Here is a 16,039-nt window from a genome sequence, read left to right as displayed (position 1 = left end):
TCGCGGCATCGGAAAACTTTAACATTTCTTTTGCACGACTCGAATTCGCCGATTTCTCTTTTTGCAAAACCGATAATCGGGTGCATTTAAAAAACCGTTGGCAAACGTTTAAACCGGTTTATCCGTACCAGCGCGGCGTATAAACCCACTCGCGGCCCCCGGCGGCGCAGAACGCGCGCGTGGCCGACGAGCCGATTATCACCATCGTGCGCATATCGACGTCGGCGGATTTCAGGTCGGCGAGCGTCGTCGTTTTTAATGTCGCGCCGGGGCGGCCGATATCGCGGCCCAGTACGACCACGGTCGACGGTGCACGAAAATCGCGCACGATATCGAGCGCCTTGTCGAGTTGCCAGGGGCGGGCGCGCGAAATCGGGTTATAGAAGGCCATCACCAGATCGGCTTCGGCCGCGTGCCGCAGCCGCGTTTCGATGACGGACCACGGCTTCAGGTTGTCCGACAGCGACAGCACGCAGAAATCATGGCCGAGCGGCGCGCCCGCCTGCGCCGCCGTCGCGAATGCAGCCGACACGCCCGGCACGATCTCCAGTTCGACGGCGGACCACGCCGCGTAGTGCGTCTGCGCCTGGGCCTCGTCGAGTGCTTCGAGCACGGCGGCCGCCATCGCGAACACGCCCGGATCGCCCGACGACACCATCGCGACGTGACGCCCCGCGCTCGCCAGTTCGAATGCATGGCGGGCGCGCTGCATTTCCTCGCGATTGTCGGTGCCATGCACGCGCTGATCCGCCCGGAATGGGCCCGCCATGTTCACGTAGGTTTCGTAACCGAGGATGTCGGTGGCCTGCGTCAGCGCGGCACGCGCGGCGGGCGCCATCAGCGACGCAGCGCCGGGACCGAGTCCGATCACACTCAGCTTGCCGCGCGCACGACCCACGGTGGCGGGATCGAGCGGCGCATGGGCGGCGGCGAACGCGACGGATGCATTGGCGTGCGCATCGAACGGCGTGTGCGGCACGTGCAAGCTTGCGCGAAGCATCTGTGCGGCGTTGTTCCCGGCGTCGCTGTCTGCTGTGAAGCGCAGCGCGACCTGAAGCGCCTGGGCGGCGTCGTGAAGAACGGGATCGCCGGTCCGCGAGGCAGGCGCGAGCAGGACCGCCAGCGATTGCTCCGCCAGCCCTCGCGCGCGCATCGCGTCGAGCAGGCGTTCGGGCAACCCGTCTCCCGTGGCCGTCTCGTCGATCGCGGCAACCACGCTGCGCGGATGAATCACCAGTTCGTCCGTTGCGCCGCTCCATGCAAGCGGTGTCACGCGGATCGTGCGACGGGCGTCGTTGGCACGCGGCAACTGCACGCCGTCGAGCCACGGCGCGTCGCCTTCGATGCGCGTCGCCTCGCCCGCGAGCAGATCGGACACGAAGCGCTTGCCCTGATCGATGCTCGCGAGCGCATAGCCGTCGGGCGGATTCAGCACGCACGCGCCGAAGCGCAGTTCCCCGCTCGTCGTGATCGCGGGCGGCACGTCGAGCGCGGCGCCGATTTCGCGCGCCATCGCGTTTGCGCCGGACAGCCCGCCGAGCAGCGGCACGACGGCGCTGCCGTCCTCCGCGACGGCGAGCACGGGCGGCTCGACGCCCTTGTTCGACAGCAGCGGCGCGACGCAGCGGATCACGATGCCCGCCGCGCACAACGCGACGACAGGCGTGCCGCTCGCGTACAACCCGCGCAGATGCGCGCTCAGTTCGGTGTACGCGACGTCTGCGTCGGCGGCGGGGATGCGCCCTTGCAGCCCGTGAATCGTCGCGCCTTCGAAAACCTTCTGCACGCGCCGGGCGGTCGCGACCGCGCCGACGCCGAGTATCACGATCGCGGGCGGCGCCGTCATCCTTGCCATTTTTCCCCCGGCACGACGAGCAGCGAGAAGTAGGGCGACGCCATGGGATCGACGTCGGCGAGCGGCACGATGCGCTGGTTCGCCATCGTCGCGCGTTCGACATACAACGCGCGTTCCGCGAGCCCGAGTTCGTCGAGGACGCGGCGCACCTTGTCGAAGTTGCGGCCGAGCTTCATCACGACGGCGGCGTCGGCAGCGGCGAGACGCCGCTTGAGTTCGTCTTCGGGGAGCACGCCCGACAGCACCGACAAGGTCTGGTTCCGATACACGAGCGGCTGGCCGAGCACGGCCACGCCGCCGAGCATCGAGCACACACCGGGCACGACTTCCGCGTCGAAACGCGGCGCGAGCCGGTTCGCGAGCCGGTCGTGCAGATACATGTACGAGCCGTAGAAGAACGGATCGCCTTCGCAGATCACGGCGACGTCGCGGCCCGCGTCGAGATGCTGCGCGACCACTTCGGCGGCTGTGTCGTAGAAGTCGGCGATGATCGCTTCGTACGAGAGCGGCGGCTCGAGCGCTTCCGTCGTGACGGGATAGACGAGCGGCAACTGTTCCTGTCCGGCGGACAGATGCGACTCGATGATCGAGAACGCGTTGCCTTTCTTGCCCTTTGCGACGAAGTACGCCACCACGTGCGCCGACTTCAGCAGCCGCAGCGCCTTCATGGTGATCAGCTCGGGGTCGCCGGGACCGACGCCGAGTCCGTAAAGCCGTCCGCGCGCGAGGTTCTGTCCGGCCATCATTCGACCTCCGAGGCGAGCGCGTTCACTGCGGCTGCCGCCATCGCGCTGCCGCCGCGCCGTCCCTGCACGGCGACGAAGGGCACGCCGCGGCTGTCGGCCGCGAGCATCGCCTTCGATTCCGCCGCGCCGATGAAGCCGACGGGAAAGCCGAGAATCAGCGCGGGGCGCGGCGCGCCGCCGTCGAGCATGTCGAGCAGATAGAACAGCGAGGTCGGCGCATTGCCGATCACGACGACGCTGCCTTCCAGGTGCGGACGCCACAGTTCGAGTGCGGCGGCCGAGCGCGTGTTGCCGAGTTCGCGCGCGAGCGCGGGCACGGACGGATCGGCGAGCGTGCAGATCACGGCGTTGTCGGCGGGCAGCCGCGCGCGCGTGATGCCTTCGGCGACCATGCGCGCGTCGCAGAGAATCGGCGCGCCGTTCGCAAGCGCGTTCCGCCCCGCGTGGCCCGCGCCGTCCGAAAAGCGCAGATCGCCGACGATGTCGACCATTCCGCACGCGTGAATCACGCGCACGGCGAGCTTTTCGAGGTCGGCGGGAATGCGCGAGAGGTCCGCTTCCGCGCGTATGGTCGCGAACGACTGGCGATAGATTTCTTGTCCGTCGCGAATGTAGTCAGGCATCGAATGGCTCATCAAAAGGGGGCGCTGCGGACGCGTTCAGGAGGTCCGCCGCTTCGTCGATCGTGACGCCGCGCGCGAGCAGGCGGCCAAAGCCTGCCCGTTCGCGCGGGTCGTGTGTGGTGTACAGGTCGTAGCGGCCTGGCGACGTCGCCAGCAGCGTGAAGGGCGTGCAATGCGCGGCTGCACATGAACGCGGGCAGCCGCTGAGGTGGACTTGCGTCTGCACGGGTACGCCGCGTGCGGCGAGTGTCAGCGCGTCGCCTTTCGTGTCGGCGAGACTTTTCGCGCAGCCCGTCGAACCGGCGCAGGCGATCACGCGGGTCAACGGGTTCTGCGTGCTCGTCGCGAGGCCGAGTGTTTCGAACGTTTGCAACGTTGCAGTGACGTTCGCAGTGCCGATGTCGGTGAGCAGCACGTTTTGCCACGGTGTCATGTGTAGCGTCGCGCCTTCGTTGCTTTGCGAGAGAGCGGCGAGTCCGCGCAGCATCGCGCTATTCATGCGGCCCAGCGCGGGCTGGCCGCCGACGTGCCAGCGCTGGCCGTCGCGCTGCTGGAAGGCGCCGAGTCGTCGCAATGCATCGGCGGGCTCGCGGCGCCAGCGTTCGACCGGCTCGCCGCGCAGCAGACTCACACCGCTTTTACGTACGGCATGCGCGAGCACGTCGTCGGGCGAATGCACGGCACCGACGTCGCGCATGCGCGCGTGCTCAGGCGTGGCAAGGTCGAGGAACGTGTGCAGCAGCGCTCGCGTCAATGCAATAACGTCCGAAGCCGCGACGGCTGCGAGCGCGTTTGCATGCTCCGCCGCCACAGGCGGACAGCCTGCGAGACCGAACGCGAACAGCGGCTCGGCGCGATCGCCTGACGGCATTGCCGAAAACCAGATGTCGTGCGGATGATCGAGCATCATCAGACGCTCGCCGCCATCGAGCAGCAGCGCGAATTTCGGCGACAGCGCCGCGCAACGCGCGTCGCCTTGCAGCAGGCTCAGAAGATCGGAGGCGAGAGCGGTCGTGTCGAATAGCGCGTGTGCGTCGCGGCCTGCTGCCGGGCTGACCATCACGTTGCGCACATCGTCGGCAAATGCGTGGGTGGCGTTTTGCGGACCGAGTCCCGCGTCGAGCAGTGCGGCGATCAGTGCATCTTCCTGTCCGCGCTTGACGCCGCGCAGTTGCAGGTTCGCGCGGTTCGTTATATCGACGATGCCGGATGCGTGCTCGTCGATGGCGTCGGCGATGGCGAGCGCCTGTGCCGAATTTAAAGCGCCGGCCGCCAGTTTCACGCGGCAGATGCCGCCGTCGAGCGCGGGCACGATGCGCAACAGCCCTGGGCAGGCCGAAGGGCGCATGGCGGAAGCGTCGGACGGATGGAAAGCGTGGCTCAAGACATTACCGGGTTAACGTCGCGCGAGGGCCCGGGCATCTCGAAGGAGAGCGGCTCGGAATCGGTACACCCCGCCCGATGTTGGCTGGCACGAACTGGTTGCCGGCAGGTCTGACTCTGGTCCCATGCAAAGCTCTCAAAGCTCTATCAGGTCATCATCCACGCCGGGCCTTCCCGGTAACACCAGTGGCACAAATCGGCATGAACTCGCTGCATACAGTTGCGGGGGCAGTCACGGTCATCGCCGTGATGTGTGTTCCCTCTTAGGCCCCGAAAGGCACCGGCGAACGGGTATTATGCCTTTTTTCGAACAGCACAACGATGCTGCGGCCTTTGAACACGGGCCGCCGCAGCGTTTTCAGTACATCAAGCAGATGAGGATCGAGGCATGCCGGCCTGGCTGACCGTGGTGGGAATGGGCGACGACGGGTTTGCCGGACTGGGAAAAGCGGCGCGGCGCGCGCTGATCGACGCGTCGGTGATCTATGGCGGCGAGCGGCATCTGTCGATGCTGCCCGTGTGCCTGAACGCCGCGCGCGAGCCGTGGCCGCAACCCTTCGACATCGGGCCCGTGCTCGCGCGGCGCAACACGCCCGTGTGCGTGCTGGCGAGCGGCGACCCCATGTTCTATGGCGTCGGTGCGACGCTCGCGCGTCATCTATCCGCCGACGAACTGCGCGTGTTGCCCGCGCCGTCGTCGGTATCGCTGGCTGCGGCGCGGCTCGGCTGGGCGCTGCAGGACGTGCCGACCGTGTCGGTCGTCGGACGGCCGCTCGCGGCCTTGCAGACGCATCTCCACGACGGCGCGCGCGTGTTCGTGCTGAGCGCCGACGGCACGACGCCCGCCGCCGTCGCCGGATGGCTCGGCGAACGCGGCTTCGGCGCGACGCGGATGATCGTGATGGAGCATCTCGGCAGCGAGGCCGAACGCGTGATCGACGCGCGCGCGCAGGACTGGTCGACGGGAGCGACGGCGGCGCTGAATCTGATTGCGCTCGAATGCCGTCGCGCGGCAGCGGACACGCCGCGACTCGCGTTGACGCCCGGCCTGCCTGACGACGCATTCCGCCACGACGGCCAGTTGACGAAGCGCGACGTGCGCGCGCTGACGCTCGGCCGTCTCGCGCCCGCGCCGGGCGAATTGCTGTGGGACGTGGGCGCGGGCTGCGGATCGGTCGGCATCGAATGGATGCGCGCGCATGGCACCTGCCGCGCGATCGCGATCGAAGCAAACGGCGAGCGCCAGGGTTTCATCGAACACAATCGCGACGCGCTCGGCGTGCCTTCGCTGCAACTCGTGGCGGGCAAGGCACCCCGCGCATTGCAGGACTTGCCCGCGCCCGATGCAATCTTCATCGGCGGCGGCGTGACGGCGGACGGCGTGCTCGATGCCTGCTGGCAAGCGCTCAAGAGCGGCGGCCGGCTGGTCGCAAATGCGGTGACGCTCGAAGGCGAAGCGGCGCTGATCGCCTGGCGGGCGCAGCACGGCGGCACGCTGACGCGCATCGCGCTTGCCGAAGCACAGGCGCTCGGCGGCTTCGAAACGTGGCGTTCCGCGCTGCCGGTCACGCTGTTCGACACCCGCAAACCGTGATGCGCGACGAAACGTCCGAACAACCCGCGCCGCTGCGCAGCGGCTACACGACGGGAAGCTGCGCGACGGCGACGTCGCTGGCGGCGGCGCGGCTGCTGCTGTCGGGCATCGCCAGCGACATCGCTGAAATCGTGTTGCCGAAAGGCCAGCATGTGCCGATGCAACTCGTCTTCTGCCGCCTGCTGAACGACGGCAAGGACGGCGCGGAAGCGGGCACCGTCAAGGATGCCGGCGACGATCCCGACGTCACGCATGGCGCGGTCGTGTTCGCGCGCGTGCGGCTCGCCGACCCACCCGGCGTGCGTTTTCATGCAGGACCGGGCGTCGGCACGGTGACGCGCGCGGGCCTGACGCTGCCCGTCGGCGAGCCCGCCATTAACCCGGTACCGCGTCAGATGATGACCGCGCATCTCACCGATCTTGCCGCCGAATACGGCTACGCGGGCGGCTTCGAAGTCACGATCGGCGTGGAAAACGGCGAGGCGCTTGCGCAGAAGACGATGAACCCGCGCCTCGGCATTGTCGGCGGATTGTCGATACTCGGCACGACGGGCATCGTGCGGCCGTTTTCGTGCTCGGCGTACATAGCGTCTATCCACCAGGGCATCGACGTCGCGCGCGCGAACGGCTATCGGCATATCGCGGCATGCACGGGCAATGCGAGCGAAGACGCGATGCGCGCGTACTACCAGTTGCCGGATATCGCGCTGATCGAAATGGGCGACTTCGCGGGTGCCGTGCTCAAGCATCTGAAGCGCGCGCCCGTCGACAGGCTCAGCATGTGCGGCGGCTTCGGCAAGCTGAGCAAGCTGGCAGCCGGGCATCTCGATCTGCATAGCCGCAACTCGAGCATCGACTTGCCGCTGCTCGCGCAATGGTGCGCCGGCCATCCCGCTTGCGATGCCGCGTTGCAGACCGCGATCGTCGGCGCGAACACGAGCCAGGAGGCGCTCGCGATGGCGTTAAAGCGTGGCGTGCCGCTCGGCGATATCGTCTGCGCGCGGGCGCGCGACGTGGCGCGCGCGATCGTGCCCGCATCGGTCGACGTAGAGATGTTTGCAATCGACCGGCAGGGCAATATCGTCGGAGAAGCGCGATGAAGCGTGTGCTTTTGCTCGGCGGCACGGGCGACGCGTTGCAGATTGCGCGGCAACTGGGACAGCCGCATGTGTACAGCCTCGCGGGCCTGGGGCGCGTGCCGGAAGGGCTGGCTTGCGATGTGCGCGTCGGCGGATTCGGCGGGAGCGAGGGGCTTGCGCGCTACATCGAAAGCGAGGGCATCACGCTTGTGATCGACGCGACGCATCCGTATGCCGCGCAAATGAGCGCGAACGCGGCCACGGCGTGCCGCGCGACCAACATTCCGTGCTGGGCATTGCGCCGTGCGGGCTGGACGCCGCAAGCGGGCGACGACTGGCGCATGGTCGACGGCTGGGAGGCGCTGGTCGATGCGATCCGTCCGTTCAGGCGCGTGCTCTTCACATCGGGCCGCGAGCCGCTTGCACATCTCGACGAGATTCCTGCGCATCAGTACTGGATCGTCCGATGTCTCGACGCGCAACCGGGCAACGAGCGGGCGCGCATCATCGACGCGCGCGGCCCGTTCGAGATCGACGGCGAGCGGGCGCTGTTCGCGCTGAGCGGCATCGACGTGCTGGTGACGAAGAACAGCGGCGGATCGGCAACGGAGGCGAAACTCGATGTCGCGCGTGAATTGAGGATGCCCGTCGTGATGATGCGGCGACCGGCGTTGCCTGCCGTCGACCGCGAATTCGACAGTCCGGCGCAGTTGCTGCGTGCATTGAACGAAGAAATGGGAGTGGTGTGAAATGACGGTGTTTTTTATCGGCGCGGGACCGGGCGATCCTGAACTGATCACGGTGAAGGGACAGCGACTGGTGCGCACGTGTCCTGTGATTCTGTATGCAGGCTCGCTGGTACCGCAGGCCGTCCTGAGCGGCAACGTCGCCGAGCAGGTGGTGAACACGGCGGAACTCGATCTGGACGCGATCGTCGGGCTGCTGGCTGAAGCACACGGAAAAGGACAAGACGTGGCCCGCGTGCATTCGGGCGATCCGTCGTTGTATGGCGCGATAGGCGAACAGATTCGCCGCCTGAAAATGCTGGGCATTCCGTACGAAATCGTACCGGGCGTGACCGCGACGGCCGCATGCGCGGCGGCGCTGGGAGTGGAACTGACACTGCCCGACGTATCGCAGACGCTGATTCTGACGCGCTATGCGCGCAAGACGTCGATGCCGGAGGGAGAGCTGCTTGGCGATCTTGCGCGGCATCGGGCGACGATGGCGATTCATCTGGGCGTGCGCCACATCGCGCGCATTGTCGAGGAATTGACGCCGCACTATGGCGGCGACTGTCCGGTCGCGGTGATTTACCGCGCGAGCTGGCCCGATGAGGAGAGGGTGACGGGCACGCTCGCGGATATCGTCGAGAAAGTGCGGGCGACGGACATCGAGAGAACGGCGCTGATCCTGGTTGGACGAGTACTCGACGCCGAGCACTTTGCGGATTCGACGTTGTATGCGAAGGAAGGGGAGTAAGAACGGATAGCAACGAGCGCACGCCAGCACGTTGCCGCGGGAAGTATGGGGACGTCGGGAGCCCGTGGGAAAGAACAAGGGCTGGCGGTGTGAGCGGCTTTCTTTTGCCTACTTTTCTTTGCCGCGGCAAAGAAAAGTAGGTGCCGCCCCGCACAGGGGCGACGCAAGAATCGAGACGTGAAAACGCGGACGCCAGCGACGCGCCGGGCAAACAAAAGACAAAGCGCGTCGCCGAACAAAAACCTCAATGCGTTTGCACCCGCGACTGCTCATCAGCCCGAGCATGCGGCTGCGTCAACGCACTGACGACAACAAACACGACCACATTCAAAGCCAGCGCAACGAACCCGATATTCACATCCTTGAGAGCATCGGGCAAAAACGGCATGAGCTGTCCGATGCTCACCTTGAACAACGTGGTGACAGCGACAACCGCAACCCCAACCAGAATCCCGCAGAAAGCCCCTTGTTTGGTCGCCCGATTTCGCGGCGCGAGACTGCAAATGACAGCGGGGAACAACTGCGTAACAAAGCTATAACCCATTAAAAGCAGAGCAACGATGGTCTCCCCGCCATGCAGCGTAAACAGCACGGCAACGACAGCGACAACGGGAACAAAGAACCGCGCCAACCTGGCAACAGCTTCATCGGAAGCATTGCGCTGCAAGAAGCCACGATAGATATCATTGGCGAGCAACGTCGACGCGGTGGTGAGAATCATGGAGCCAGGCACCAAGGCAGTGAGCACGCCGGCGGCGCCGATCACCCCGACGAACCACGGATCGAATGTCGCCAGCGACAGCTTGAACAGCGACAGGTCGATATCGCCGCCCTTGAGTCCAGGCACCTTCAAAGCCGCGGCAAACCCGACAAAGAATACGAACAGCAGGATCAATTGATAGAGCGGCAAGACGATCGCATTGCGGCGGAAGATGCGTTCGTCCTTCGCGGTGAACACCGAGCCGAACGTATGCGGCCACATGAAAAAGCCCAGCGCGGTGAGCAGCACCGTCGACTGGAACCACGTCACACTCGCTCCCTTTTCCGGGAAGGTCAAAAAGCCGGGACGCGCGGCATCGATCGCATGGAACATCTGTCCGAGGCCGCCGTAGTAATGAATCGGCAGATAGATCCCGAGAAACAGCACGATGCCGAGGATCAGCAGGTCCTTCACGACGGAGTTCCACGCCGAGCCGCGCACGCCCGACATCGTCACGTAGATCGTGACCACGGCGGCGCCGATCCAGATGGCCGCCGTCGACGAAATCGCGCCGTACGAAGCCGTCGACACGATGATGCCGAGCCCCTTCAGCTGCAGCACGAGATAGGGAATCAGCGCGGCCACGTCGACGACCGCGACCAGCACGCCAAGCCCCGAACTGTCGTACTTGCGTGTGAAGAAGTGCGGCTGCGAGACCACGCGATGCGTCTTCGCGAAGCGCCACACGGGCGGCAGCATCCAGTACGACAGGATGTAGGCAAGCGTGCCGTATGCAAGGATGTAGTAGACGGGTGCGCCCTTGCCATAGGCAAAGCCGCTGCCGCCGAGGAACGTGAACGTCGTGTAGATCTCGCCTGCCATCAGCAGGAACACGAAGGCCGTGCCGAAACTGCGGCCGCCCACCGTCCATTGCTCGAGGCTCATGTCGTGCCCGTGGCGGGCGCGCACGCCGAGATACAGCGCGAACAGCGTGACGGCGGCGATGATTGCGAGGGCGCTGCTCATGAACGCACCTCCTCGCCGGATCCATCGTGCCGGTTAGTGGGATCGAACCGGTAGATGAGGCCCATGATCACGGAACTCAGCACGACCCACATGACGATCCAGGCAAGCACGAACGGCATGCCGAGCACGAGCGGCTCGACGCGGTTGACGAACGGAACGCCGAGCAGAATGCCGATGAACGGCAGCACGGCGAGCAGACGAAATGACATGGGACAACTCCTCGAATGTGAATGAGTCCGTCTCGATGAACGTCAATTCATGAAGCAATGACTGGGTGCCGCGCACCGACTGTATGCCTCTTGCCACATTCCGGTAAAGGTCGCCAAAAATATGCAGGTATATTGAAAGGCAATGCGCAAACGCAGTGCCTGCGCGCTTCGGCATGCATCGAGTGCGTGCTGCAATGCATGAAGAAAGTGCCCGCGCATGGCGCGCAAATTTCGTTGCATTTACACTGATCGGCCCTCATGCTCCGTTGCGCGGCGCAAAAACAAATCCATCAAAAGAGCGATTCCATCGATGATTGCGAGCCTGATTTCGGAGATTCTGTTTGGCTTCACGGGATTGATCAGCATCATCAATCCGATCGCGATCGCCTTCGTGTTTGTCGACCGCACCGACTCGCTGACGGACGCCGAGCGCGCCGCGCTCGCCAAGCGCGTCTCCCTCAATGCGTTCTTCGTGCTGCTGGTCGTATTCTTCGTCGGCACGCCGATCCTGCATTTCTTCGGCATCTCGATGGAAGCGCTGCGGATCGGCGGCGGGCTCGCCGTGGCCGTAAGCGCCTGGAACATGCTCAACGCGCCGGAACGGCAGCCGAACGAAGCCGCCGTGAAGCACGTCGATCCCGACAACGCGATGTCGAAAGCGTTCTTCCCGTTGACGGTCCCGCTCACGACGGGCCCCGGCACGATGGCCACCGCAATCGCGCTGAACGCGAACCGCAGTCACAAGCTGTCGGAGTTCCTGATGTCGTCCATCGCGTCCGTGACGATTTCGTTTCTTGTCATGCTCGCGATCTGGTTCACGTATACCCATGCTGCAACGTTCGCGCGCTATCTCGGCAAGGAAGGGACGAAGGTGGCGTTGCGGGTGTCCGCGTTCCTGCTGCTGTGCATCGGCGTGCAGATTATCCTGACGGGACTGGCCGAGTTTCTCGCGCCGATCGCCAGCGCACGCACGGGCGGCTGAGCGCCGGACACGGCGGATGCGCCTGCGCCGCGTTTCAAACGGGAGCGCACGAAGACGTTTTTCATCGAGGAGAGCGATCATGTGCCGCTGGCTGGCTTACACAGGGAACCCGATTCAGCTCGAAGCCGTGCTGTTCAGGGCGAAGCATTCGCTGATCGACCAGAGCCTGCATTCGCGGCTTGGCCACACCACCACGAATGGCGACGGCTTCGGCGTCGGCTGGTACAGCCATCCGACCGACATTCCGTTTCGCTACCGCTGCGCGCATCCCGCGTGGAGCGACCGCAATCTGCGCGATGCCGCGCGGGCCGTGCGCGCGCCGCTGTTCGTCGCGCACATTCGCGCGGCGACGGATACGCCGTCGCAGGAAACCAACTGCCATCCGTTTCGCTACGGTCGCTGGCTGTTCGTGCACAACGGCCTCGTGCGCGACTATCCGAAAGTGCGGCGCGACCTGATGCTCGGCATCGACCCGGACCTGTTCTCATCGATCGAAGGCTCGACGGATTCCGAGGTCATGTTCTATCTCGCGCTGACGTTCGGGCTGGAAATCGATCCCGTGCCGGCGCTCGAACGCATGGCGGGTTTCGTCGAGGAAACGGGGCGGCGGCATGGCATCGAGGCGCCGCTGAACATGACCGTCTGCGCCACGGACGGCGAGCAGATCGTGTCGGCGCGCTATTCGAGCGAGCGGCAGTCGCGCTCGCTCTTTCACAGCACGTCGATCCGTCATCTGATGGAGTTGTATCCTGAGGATCCGCGTCTTGCCGCTGTCGGCGAAGATGCGTTTCTCGTTCTGTCGGAGCCGCTCGTCGACCTGGAAGGCTGGTGGGAAGAGATCCCGGAGTCGACGGCGATCGTCGCGCGGCGCGGCGGAATCGAATCGCGGCCATTCGATCCGCATGAAACCTGACCCGCGTGCCTGGCCAGGCTCGCGCGATTCGCGTAAACCCTGATACGCAGCGCGCGCCCGTCTGCCGTTGTTGCATGAAGGGAGTGCAACCATGAGTCGTCAAGTGACTGCAGACATCGCGACTGACAAGCCAGCCGGGCGCACTCGCCACGCGAGCGATCTGGCCGGCGAGGTGCTCGCGTCCGAACAGAGCGTGCTGCGTCTGCTCACGCGCAGCACCCCGCTGCCCGAACTGCTGGCGGAGGTGTGCCGCCGCGCCGAAACGCTGCTCGGCGAAGGCGCGCAATGCTCGATACTCGTGCTCGACACCGACGGCGTCACCGTGCGCGTCGGCGCGGGGCCATCGCTGCCGCCGGCGTACAGCGCGGCTATCGACGGCATGCACATCGGCCCTTGCGCCGGCTCGTGCGGCACGGCGATGCACGACCGGCGCCTCGTGATCGTCGATGACATCGGCAGCGATCCGCTATGGGCGGATTACCGGCATCTCGCGCTGCCGCTCGGGCTGCGCGCCTGCTGGTCGGTGCCGTTCGAAGACGAGGCGGGCCAGGTGCTCGGCGCGTTCGGCGTTTACTACGACCGGCAGCGCCGCCCCAACGACGACGAACAGGCGCTCTTGCGCGAAATCGGCCAGAGCGTCGGGCTGGCCGTTCATCAGGATCTGATGCGCAAGCGGCTCGCGGAGAGCGAGGAGCATCACCGGCTCGTCGTCGATCATCTGAACGAAGGCATCGTCGTGCAGTCGCGCGAAGGGATAGTGCTTGCCTGCAATCCGAGCGCGCGGCGTATGCTGCGCGCGACGGGCGAGGTGATCGGCCAGGATATCTACAAGGTGATTCGCGCCGCTTACTGGGACGACGGTTCGCGCGTCGAAGCCGGCGAGCAGCCGACGCGGCGCGTGCTGCGCACGGGCCGCCCCGTGGTCGGCATGACGCTGCGGCTCGAACTGATGGGCGGCGGCTCGATCTGGATCACCGAGAACGTCGTGCCCATTTTCAAGCCGGGCGAAATCGAGCCGGGCGCCGTGCTCGTCTCGTTCAACGACATCAGCGCGGTGCAGGCCGCGCGCGCCCAGTTGCAGCATCTCGCCACACGCGATTCGCTGACGGGGCTATACAACCGCGCGTATCTCGCCGACCGGATGGGCGAGCTGCTCGCGCCGCACGCACATGAACGCGGCGAGCCGCCACCCGCCGTGCGGCGGCTCGCCGTGCTGTTCGTCGATCTGGACGGCTTCAAGAAGGTCAACGACATCGCCGGCCACGAGGCGGGCGACGCGCTGCTGTGCAGCGTCGCCGCGCGGCTCGCGAGCTGCGTGCGCGGCGAGGATACGCTCGCGCGCGTCGGCGGCGACGAGTTCGTGATCGCGACGGGCGATTACGGCGACGCGTCGTTCCTGACTTCGCTCGCGCAGCGGGTGCTCGACACGATCGCGCTGCCGTTCGCGGTCGGCGGCAACGAGTACTACCTGGGCGCGTCGATCGGCATCAGTCTCTATCCCGACGACGGACGCGATGCGCAGACGCTGATGCGCAACGCCGATTCCGCGATGTACGACGCCAAGCAGCGCGGCCGCAACAACTTCCAGTTCTTCACGGCCGAATTGAGCCAGCGGCTGCAACGGCGCTTCGCGATCGAGCAGTCGTTGCGGCGCGCGCTCGTCGCCAGCGAACTGAGTCTGGTGTATCAGCCGATCGTCGAGGGCGAGACGGGACGCATCGTCGGCGCGGAGGCGCTGCTGCGCTGGTACAACGGCGAACTGGGCCACGTGTCGCCCGTCGAATTCATTCCCGTCGCCGAGGACACGGGGCTCATCATCGAGATCGGCCGCTGGGTGCTGGAGAACGCGTGCCGTCAGGCCGTCGAATGGCGACGGACGATCACGCCGCATCTGATGATCGCCGTGAACCTGTCGCCGCGGCAGATCAACGGCGAGCTGATCGGGCATGTCGCGTCGAGTCTGGAGCGGGCGGGGCTGGAGCCGTCGGCGCTCGAGCTGGAGATCACGGAAGGCGTGCTGATGAGCGACAGCGATTCTGTCATGCCGCTTCTGACGACGCTTGCGCGGATGGGCGTGCGCATTTCCGTCGACGATTTCGGCACCGGCTATTCGTCGCTGTCGTATCTGAAGCGCTTTCCGCTGCATAGCCTGAAGGTGGACCGTTCGTTCGTCGCGGGCTTGCCGGAGCATCGCGATGCCGTCGCGATCACGCATGCCGTCGTCGCGATGGCGCACTCGCTCGGCATGAACGTGACGGCCGAAGGCGTCGAAACGAGCGAGCAGTCGGACTTTCTGCGTTCGATCGGCTGCGAGCGGCAGCAGGGCTATCTGTTCGGCCGGCCCGTCGTGCCGGGCGAATTCGCACGCGAAGTGCAGCGGCTGCAGGCGGGTATCTGATTCTCGGCGCGTTGAGCCGATTACTGTCCGGTCACGCGGCGCAGGTACACTGGCGCTCGTTTTTTCCTGCGTACGACGAGTGGACAGCATGCTGAAGCACGTATTCGAAGGCGCGCGTGTGCTCGCGACATGCATGTTGTCGCTTACGCTGACGGGCGCGCACGCTGCAGATCAGACGGCCGCCGTCGCGACGCGTGTCTTCGAAGCGTCACCGTGGATGTCGTACTACGGCGACGCGGCGGGAATCGGCGGCCTGGCGCGCGCCGCGTCGACGTTTCGCGTGATCGACGTCGATCTCGATCCCGACTCGGACAACTTCACGCCCGCTGAAGTCGCCGCGCTCAAGAACGGCGGCCGCAACGTCGTGCTGAGCTACCTGAATCTCGGATCATGTGAGACGTATCGCTCGTACTGGCGCGATGTGCCGGACGGCTTCGTATCTTGCGAGGCGAACACGGCGGCCCATGCGGGCACGTATCGCGGCTACCGGCAGGAGACGTGGATGAACCTGTCGAACGCGGATTACCAGCGGCTCATTGTCGATTACGTCGCGCCGCGGCTTGTCGCGCAAGGCGCGGACGGTTTCTATCTCGACAACCTCGAAATCGTCGAGCATGGCACGTCGACCCGCAACGGTCCGTGCGACGCGGCGTGCGTGCAAGGCGGTCTCGATCTCGTGCGCAAGCTGCGCGAGAAATATCCAACGCTCGTTTTCGTGATGCAGAACGCGACCGGCCGCACGACGCGCGAAGGCTCGACGGGCGGCGTCGCGTTTGCGTCGCTGCTCGACGGCATCGCGCACGAGGAGGTGTATGCGCCGAAGTACGACGCGTCGGTCGAAGCGGAACTGGCAGCGTGGCAGGCGCTGGCGCTCAGGCCGAATGGGCACGCGTTCTGGATCGCGACGCTCGATTACGTCGGCGGTTGCGAGGCGGCGGCGAAAGCGCGCCGCGCGTTCGCGCGCAGCCGCGCGAAAGGCTTCGTGCCGTATGCGTCGGATGCGAGCGCGCGGCAGGGCGTCGTGTGTTACTGGGAGAAGTAGGTGCCCG

The 16,039-nt window shown here is 65.7% G+C and carries 14 protein-coding genes and 1 riboswitch; of the genes, 8 read left to right on the top strand and 6 right to left on the bottom strand.

The window, feature by feature from the left end; all coding sequences use genetic code 11:
- Nucleotides 1-118: 118 nt before the first annotated feature.
- The 4 genes from cobJ to cobG are packed head-to-tail and all read right to left on the bottom strand — an operon-like array spanning nucleotide 119 to nucleotide 4,572.
- Entirely contained in the window at nucleotides 119-1,855 is a 1,737-nt protein-coding gene (cobJ, locus tag FRZ40_RS17400; protein ID WP_147234955.1) for a precorrin-3B C(17)-methyltransferase, read from the bottom strand.
- The gene (locus tag FRZ40_RS17395) at nucleotides 1,843-2,598 is read right to left on the bottom strand and encodes a precorrin-2 C(20)-methyltransferase (RefSeq protein ID WP_147236721.1); all 756 of its coding nucleotides are present in this window, start codon (nucleotides 2,596-2,598) and stop codon (nucleotides 1,843-1,845) included. Before FRZ40_RS17395 ends, cobJ begins: the two co-directional genes overlap by 13 nt.
- Nucleotides 2,598-3,224 carry a precorrin-8X methylmutase gene (locus FRZ40_RS17390; protein ID WP_147234954.1) on the bottom strand — a complete coding sequence of 209 codons (627 nt, stop codon included), beginning with the start codon at nucleotides 3,222-3,224 and terminating at the stop codon, nucleotides 2,598-2,600. Before FRZ40_RS17390 ends, FRZ40_RS17395 begins: the two co-directional genes overlap by 1 nt.
- Nucleotides 3,217-4,572, bottom strand: a complete 1,356-nt coding sequence (gene cobG, locus FRZ40_RS17385; protein ID WP_147236720.1) for a precorrin-3B synthase — start codon at nucleotides 4,570-4,572, stop codon at nucleotides 3,217-3,219. Before cobG ends, FRZ40_RS17390 begins: the two co-directional genes overlap by 8 nt.
- Before the next feature lie 122 nt (nucleotides 4,573-4,694).
- Nucleotides 4,695-4,907, bottom strand: a riboswitch (cobalamin riboswitch).
- Between the two features lie 88 nt (nucleotides 4,908-4,995).
- Between cobG and cbiE the strand changes: the two genes are divergently transcribed.
- The 4 genes from cbiE to cobM are packed head-to-tail and all read left to right on the top strand — an operon-like array spanning nucleotide 4,996 to nucleotide 8,762.
- Nucleotides 4,996-6,201, top strand: coding sequence for a precorrin-6y C5,15-methyltransferase (decarboxylating) subunit CbiE (gene cbiE / locus FRZ40_RS17380; RefSeq protein ID WP_147234953.1), 1,206 nt, complete (start codon nucleotides 4,996-4,998; stop codon nucleotides 6,199-6,201).
- The gene (locus FRZ40_RS17375; RefSeq protein WP_028364856.1) at nucleotides 6,201-7,301 is read left to right on the top strand and encodes a cobalt-precorrin-5B (C(1))-methyltransferase; all 1,101 of its coding nucleotides are present in this window, start codon (nucleotides 6,201-6,203) and stop codon (nucleotides 7,299-7,301) included. The genes cbiE and FRZ40_RS17375 overlap by 1 nt, the downstream gene beginning before the upstream one ends.
- Entirely contained in the window at nucleotides 7,298-8,029 is a 732-nt protein-coding gene (locus FRZ40_RS17370; RefSeq protein ID WP_147234952.1) for a cobalt-precorrin-6A reductase, read from the top strand. The genes FRZ40_RS17375 and FRZ40_RS17370 overlap by 4 nt, the downstream gene beginning before the upstream one ends.
- Nucleotide 8,030: 1 nt before the next feature.
- A complete protein-coding gene (gene cobM / locus FRZ40_RS17365) occupies nucleotides 8,031-8,762 on the top strand; it encodes a precorrin-4 C(11)-methyltransferase (RefSeq protein WP_028364854.1) in 732 nt (243 codons plus the stop codon).
- A 244-nt stretch (nucleotides 8,763-9,006) separates the two neighbouring features.
- On the opposite strand, the gene FRZ40_RS17360 is transcribed toward cobM, so the two are convergent.
- Nucleotides 9,007-10,488: a sodium:solute symporter family protein gene (locus FRZ40_RS17360; RefSeq protein WP_147234951.1), complete on the bottom strand. Its 1,482-nt coding sequence runs from the start codon at nucleotides 10,486-10,488 to the stop codon at nucleotides 9,007-9,009.
- The gene (locus FRZ40_RS17355) at nucleotides 10,485-10,697 is read right to left on the bottom strand and encodes a DUF3311 domain-containing protein (protein ID WP_028364852.1); all 213 of its coding nucleotides are present in this window, start codon (nucleotides 10,695-10,697) and stop codon (nucleotides 10,485-10,487) included. The genes FRZ40_RS17360 and FRZ40_RS17355 overlap by 4 nt, the downstream gene beginning before the upstream one ends.
- A 310-nt stretch (nucleotides 10,698-11,007) precedes the next feature.
- On the opposite strand from FRZ40_RS17355, the gene FRZ40_RS17350 reads away from it, so the two are divergent.
- From FRZ40_RS17350 to FRZ40_RS17335, 4 genes are all read left to right on the top strand, one after another.
- Nucleotides 11,008-11,679 (top strand): MarC family protein, encoded by a 672-nt coding sequence (locus tag FRZ40_RS17350; protein ID WP_147234950.1) that lies wholly within the window; start codon nucleotides 11,008-11,010, stop codon nucleotides 11,677-11,679.
- Nucleotides 11,680-11,758: 79 nt separating this feature from the next.
- A complete protein-coding gene (locus FRZ40_RS17345) occupies nucleotides 11,759-12,592 on the top strand; it encodes a class II glutamine amidotransferase (RefSeq protein WP_028364850.1) in 834 nt (277 codons plus the stop codon).
- Between the two features lie 91 nt (nucleotides 12,593-12,683).
- Nucleotides 12,684-14,990, top strand: coding sequence for a putative bifunctional diguanylate cyclase/phosphodiesterase (locus FRZ40_RS17340; RefSeq protein WP_147234949.1), 2,307 nt, complete (start codon nucleotides 12,684-12,686; stop codon nucleotides 14,988-14,990).
- Nucleotides 14,991-15,078: 88 nt separating this feature from the next.
- A complete protein-coding gene (locus tag FRZ40_RS17335) occupies nucleotides 15,079-16,032 on the top strand; it encodes a glycoside hydrolase family 191 protein (protein WP_147234948.1) in 954 nt (317 codons plus the stop codon).
- The last annotated feature ends 7 nt before the right edge of the window (nucleotides 16,033-16,039 follow it).

It is taken from the genome of Paraburkholderia azotifigens (assembly GCF_007995085.1).
In the GTDB taxonomy this organism is placed as follows: domain Bacteria; phylum Pseudomonadota; class Gammaproteobacteria; order Burkholderiales; family Burkholderiaceae; genus Paraburkholderia; species Paraburkholderia azotifigens.
This window is presented reverse-complemented; position numbering and strand designations above follow the sequence as displayed.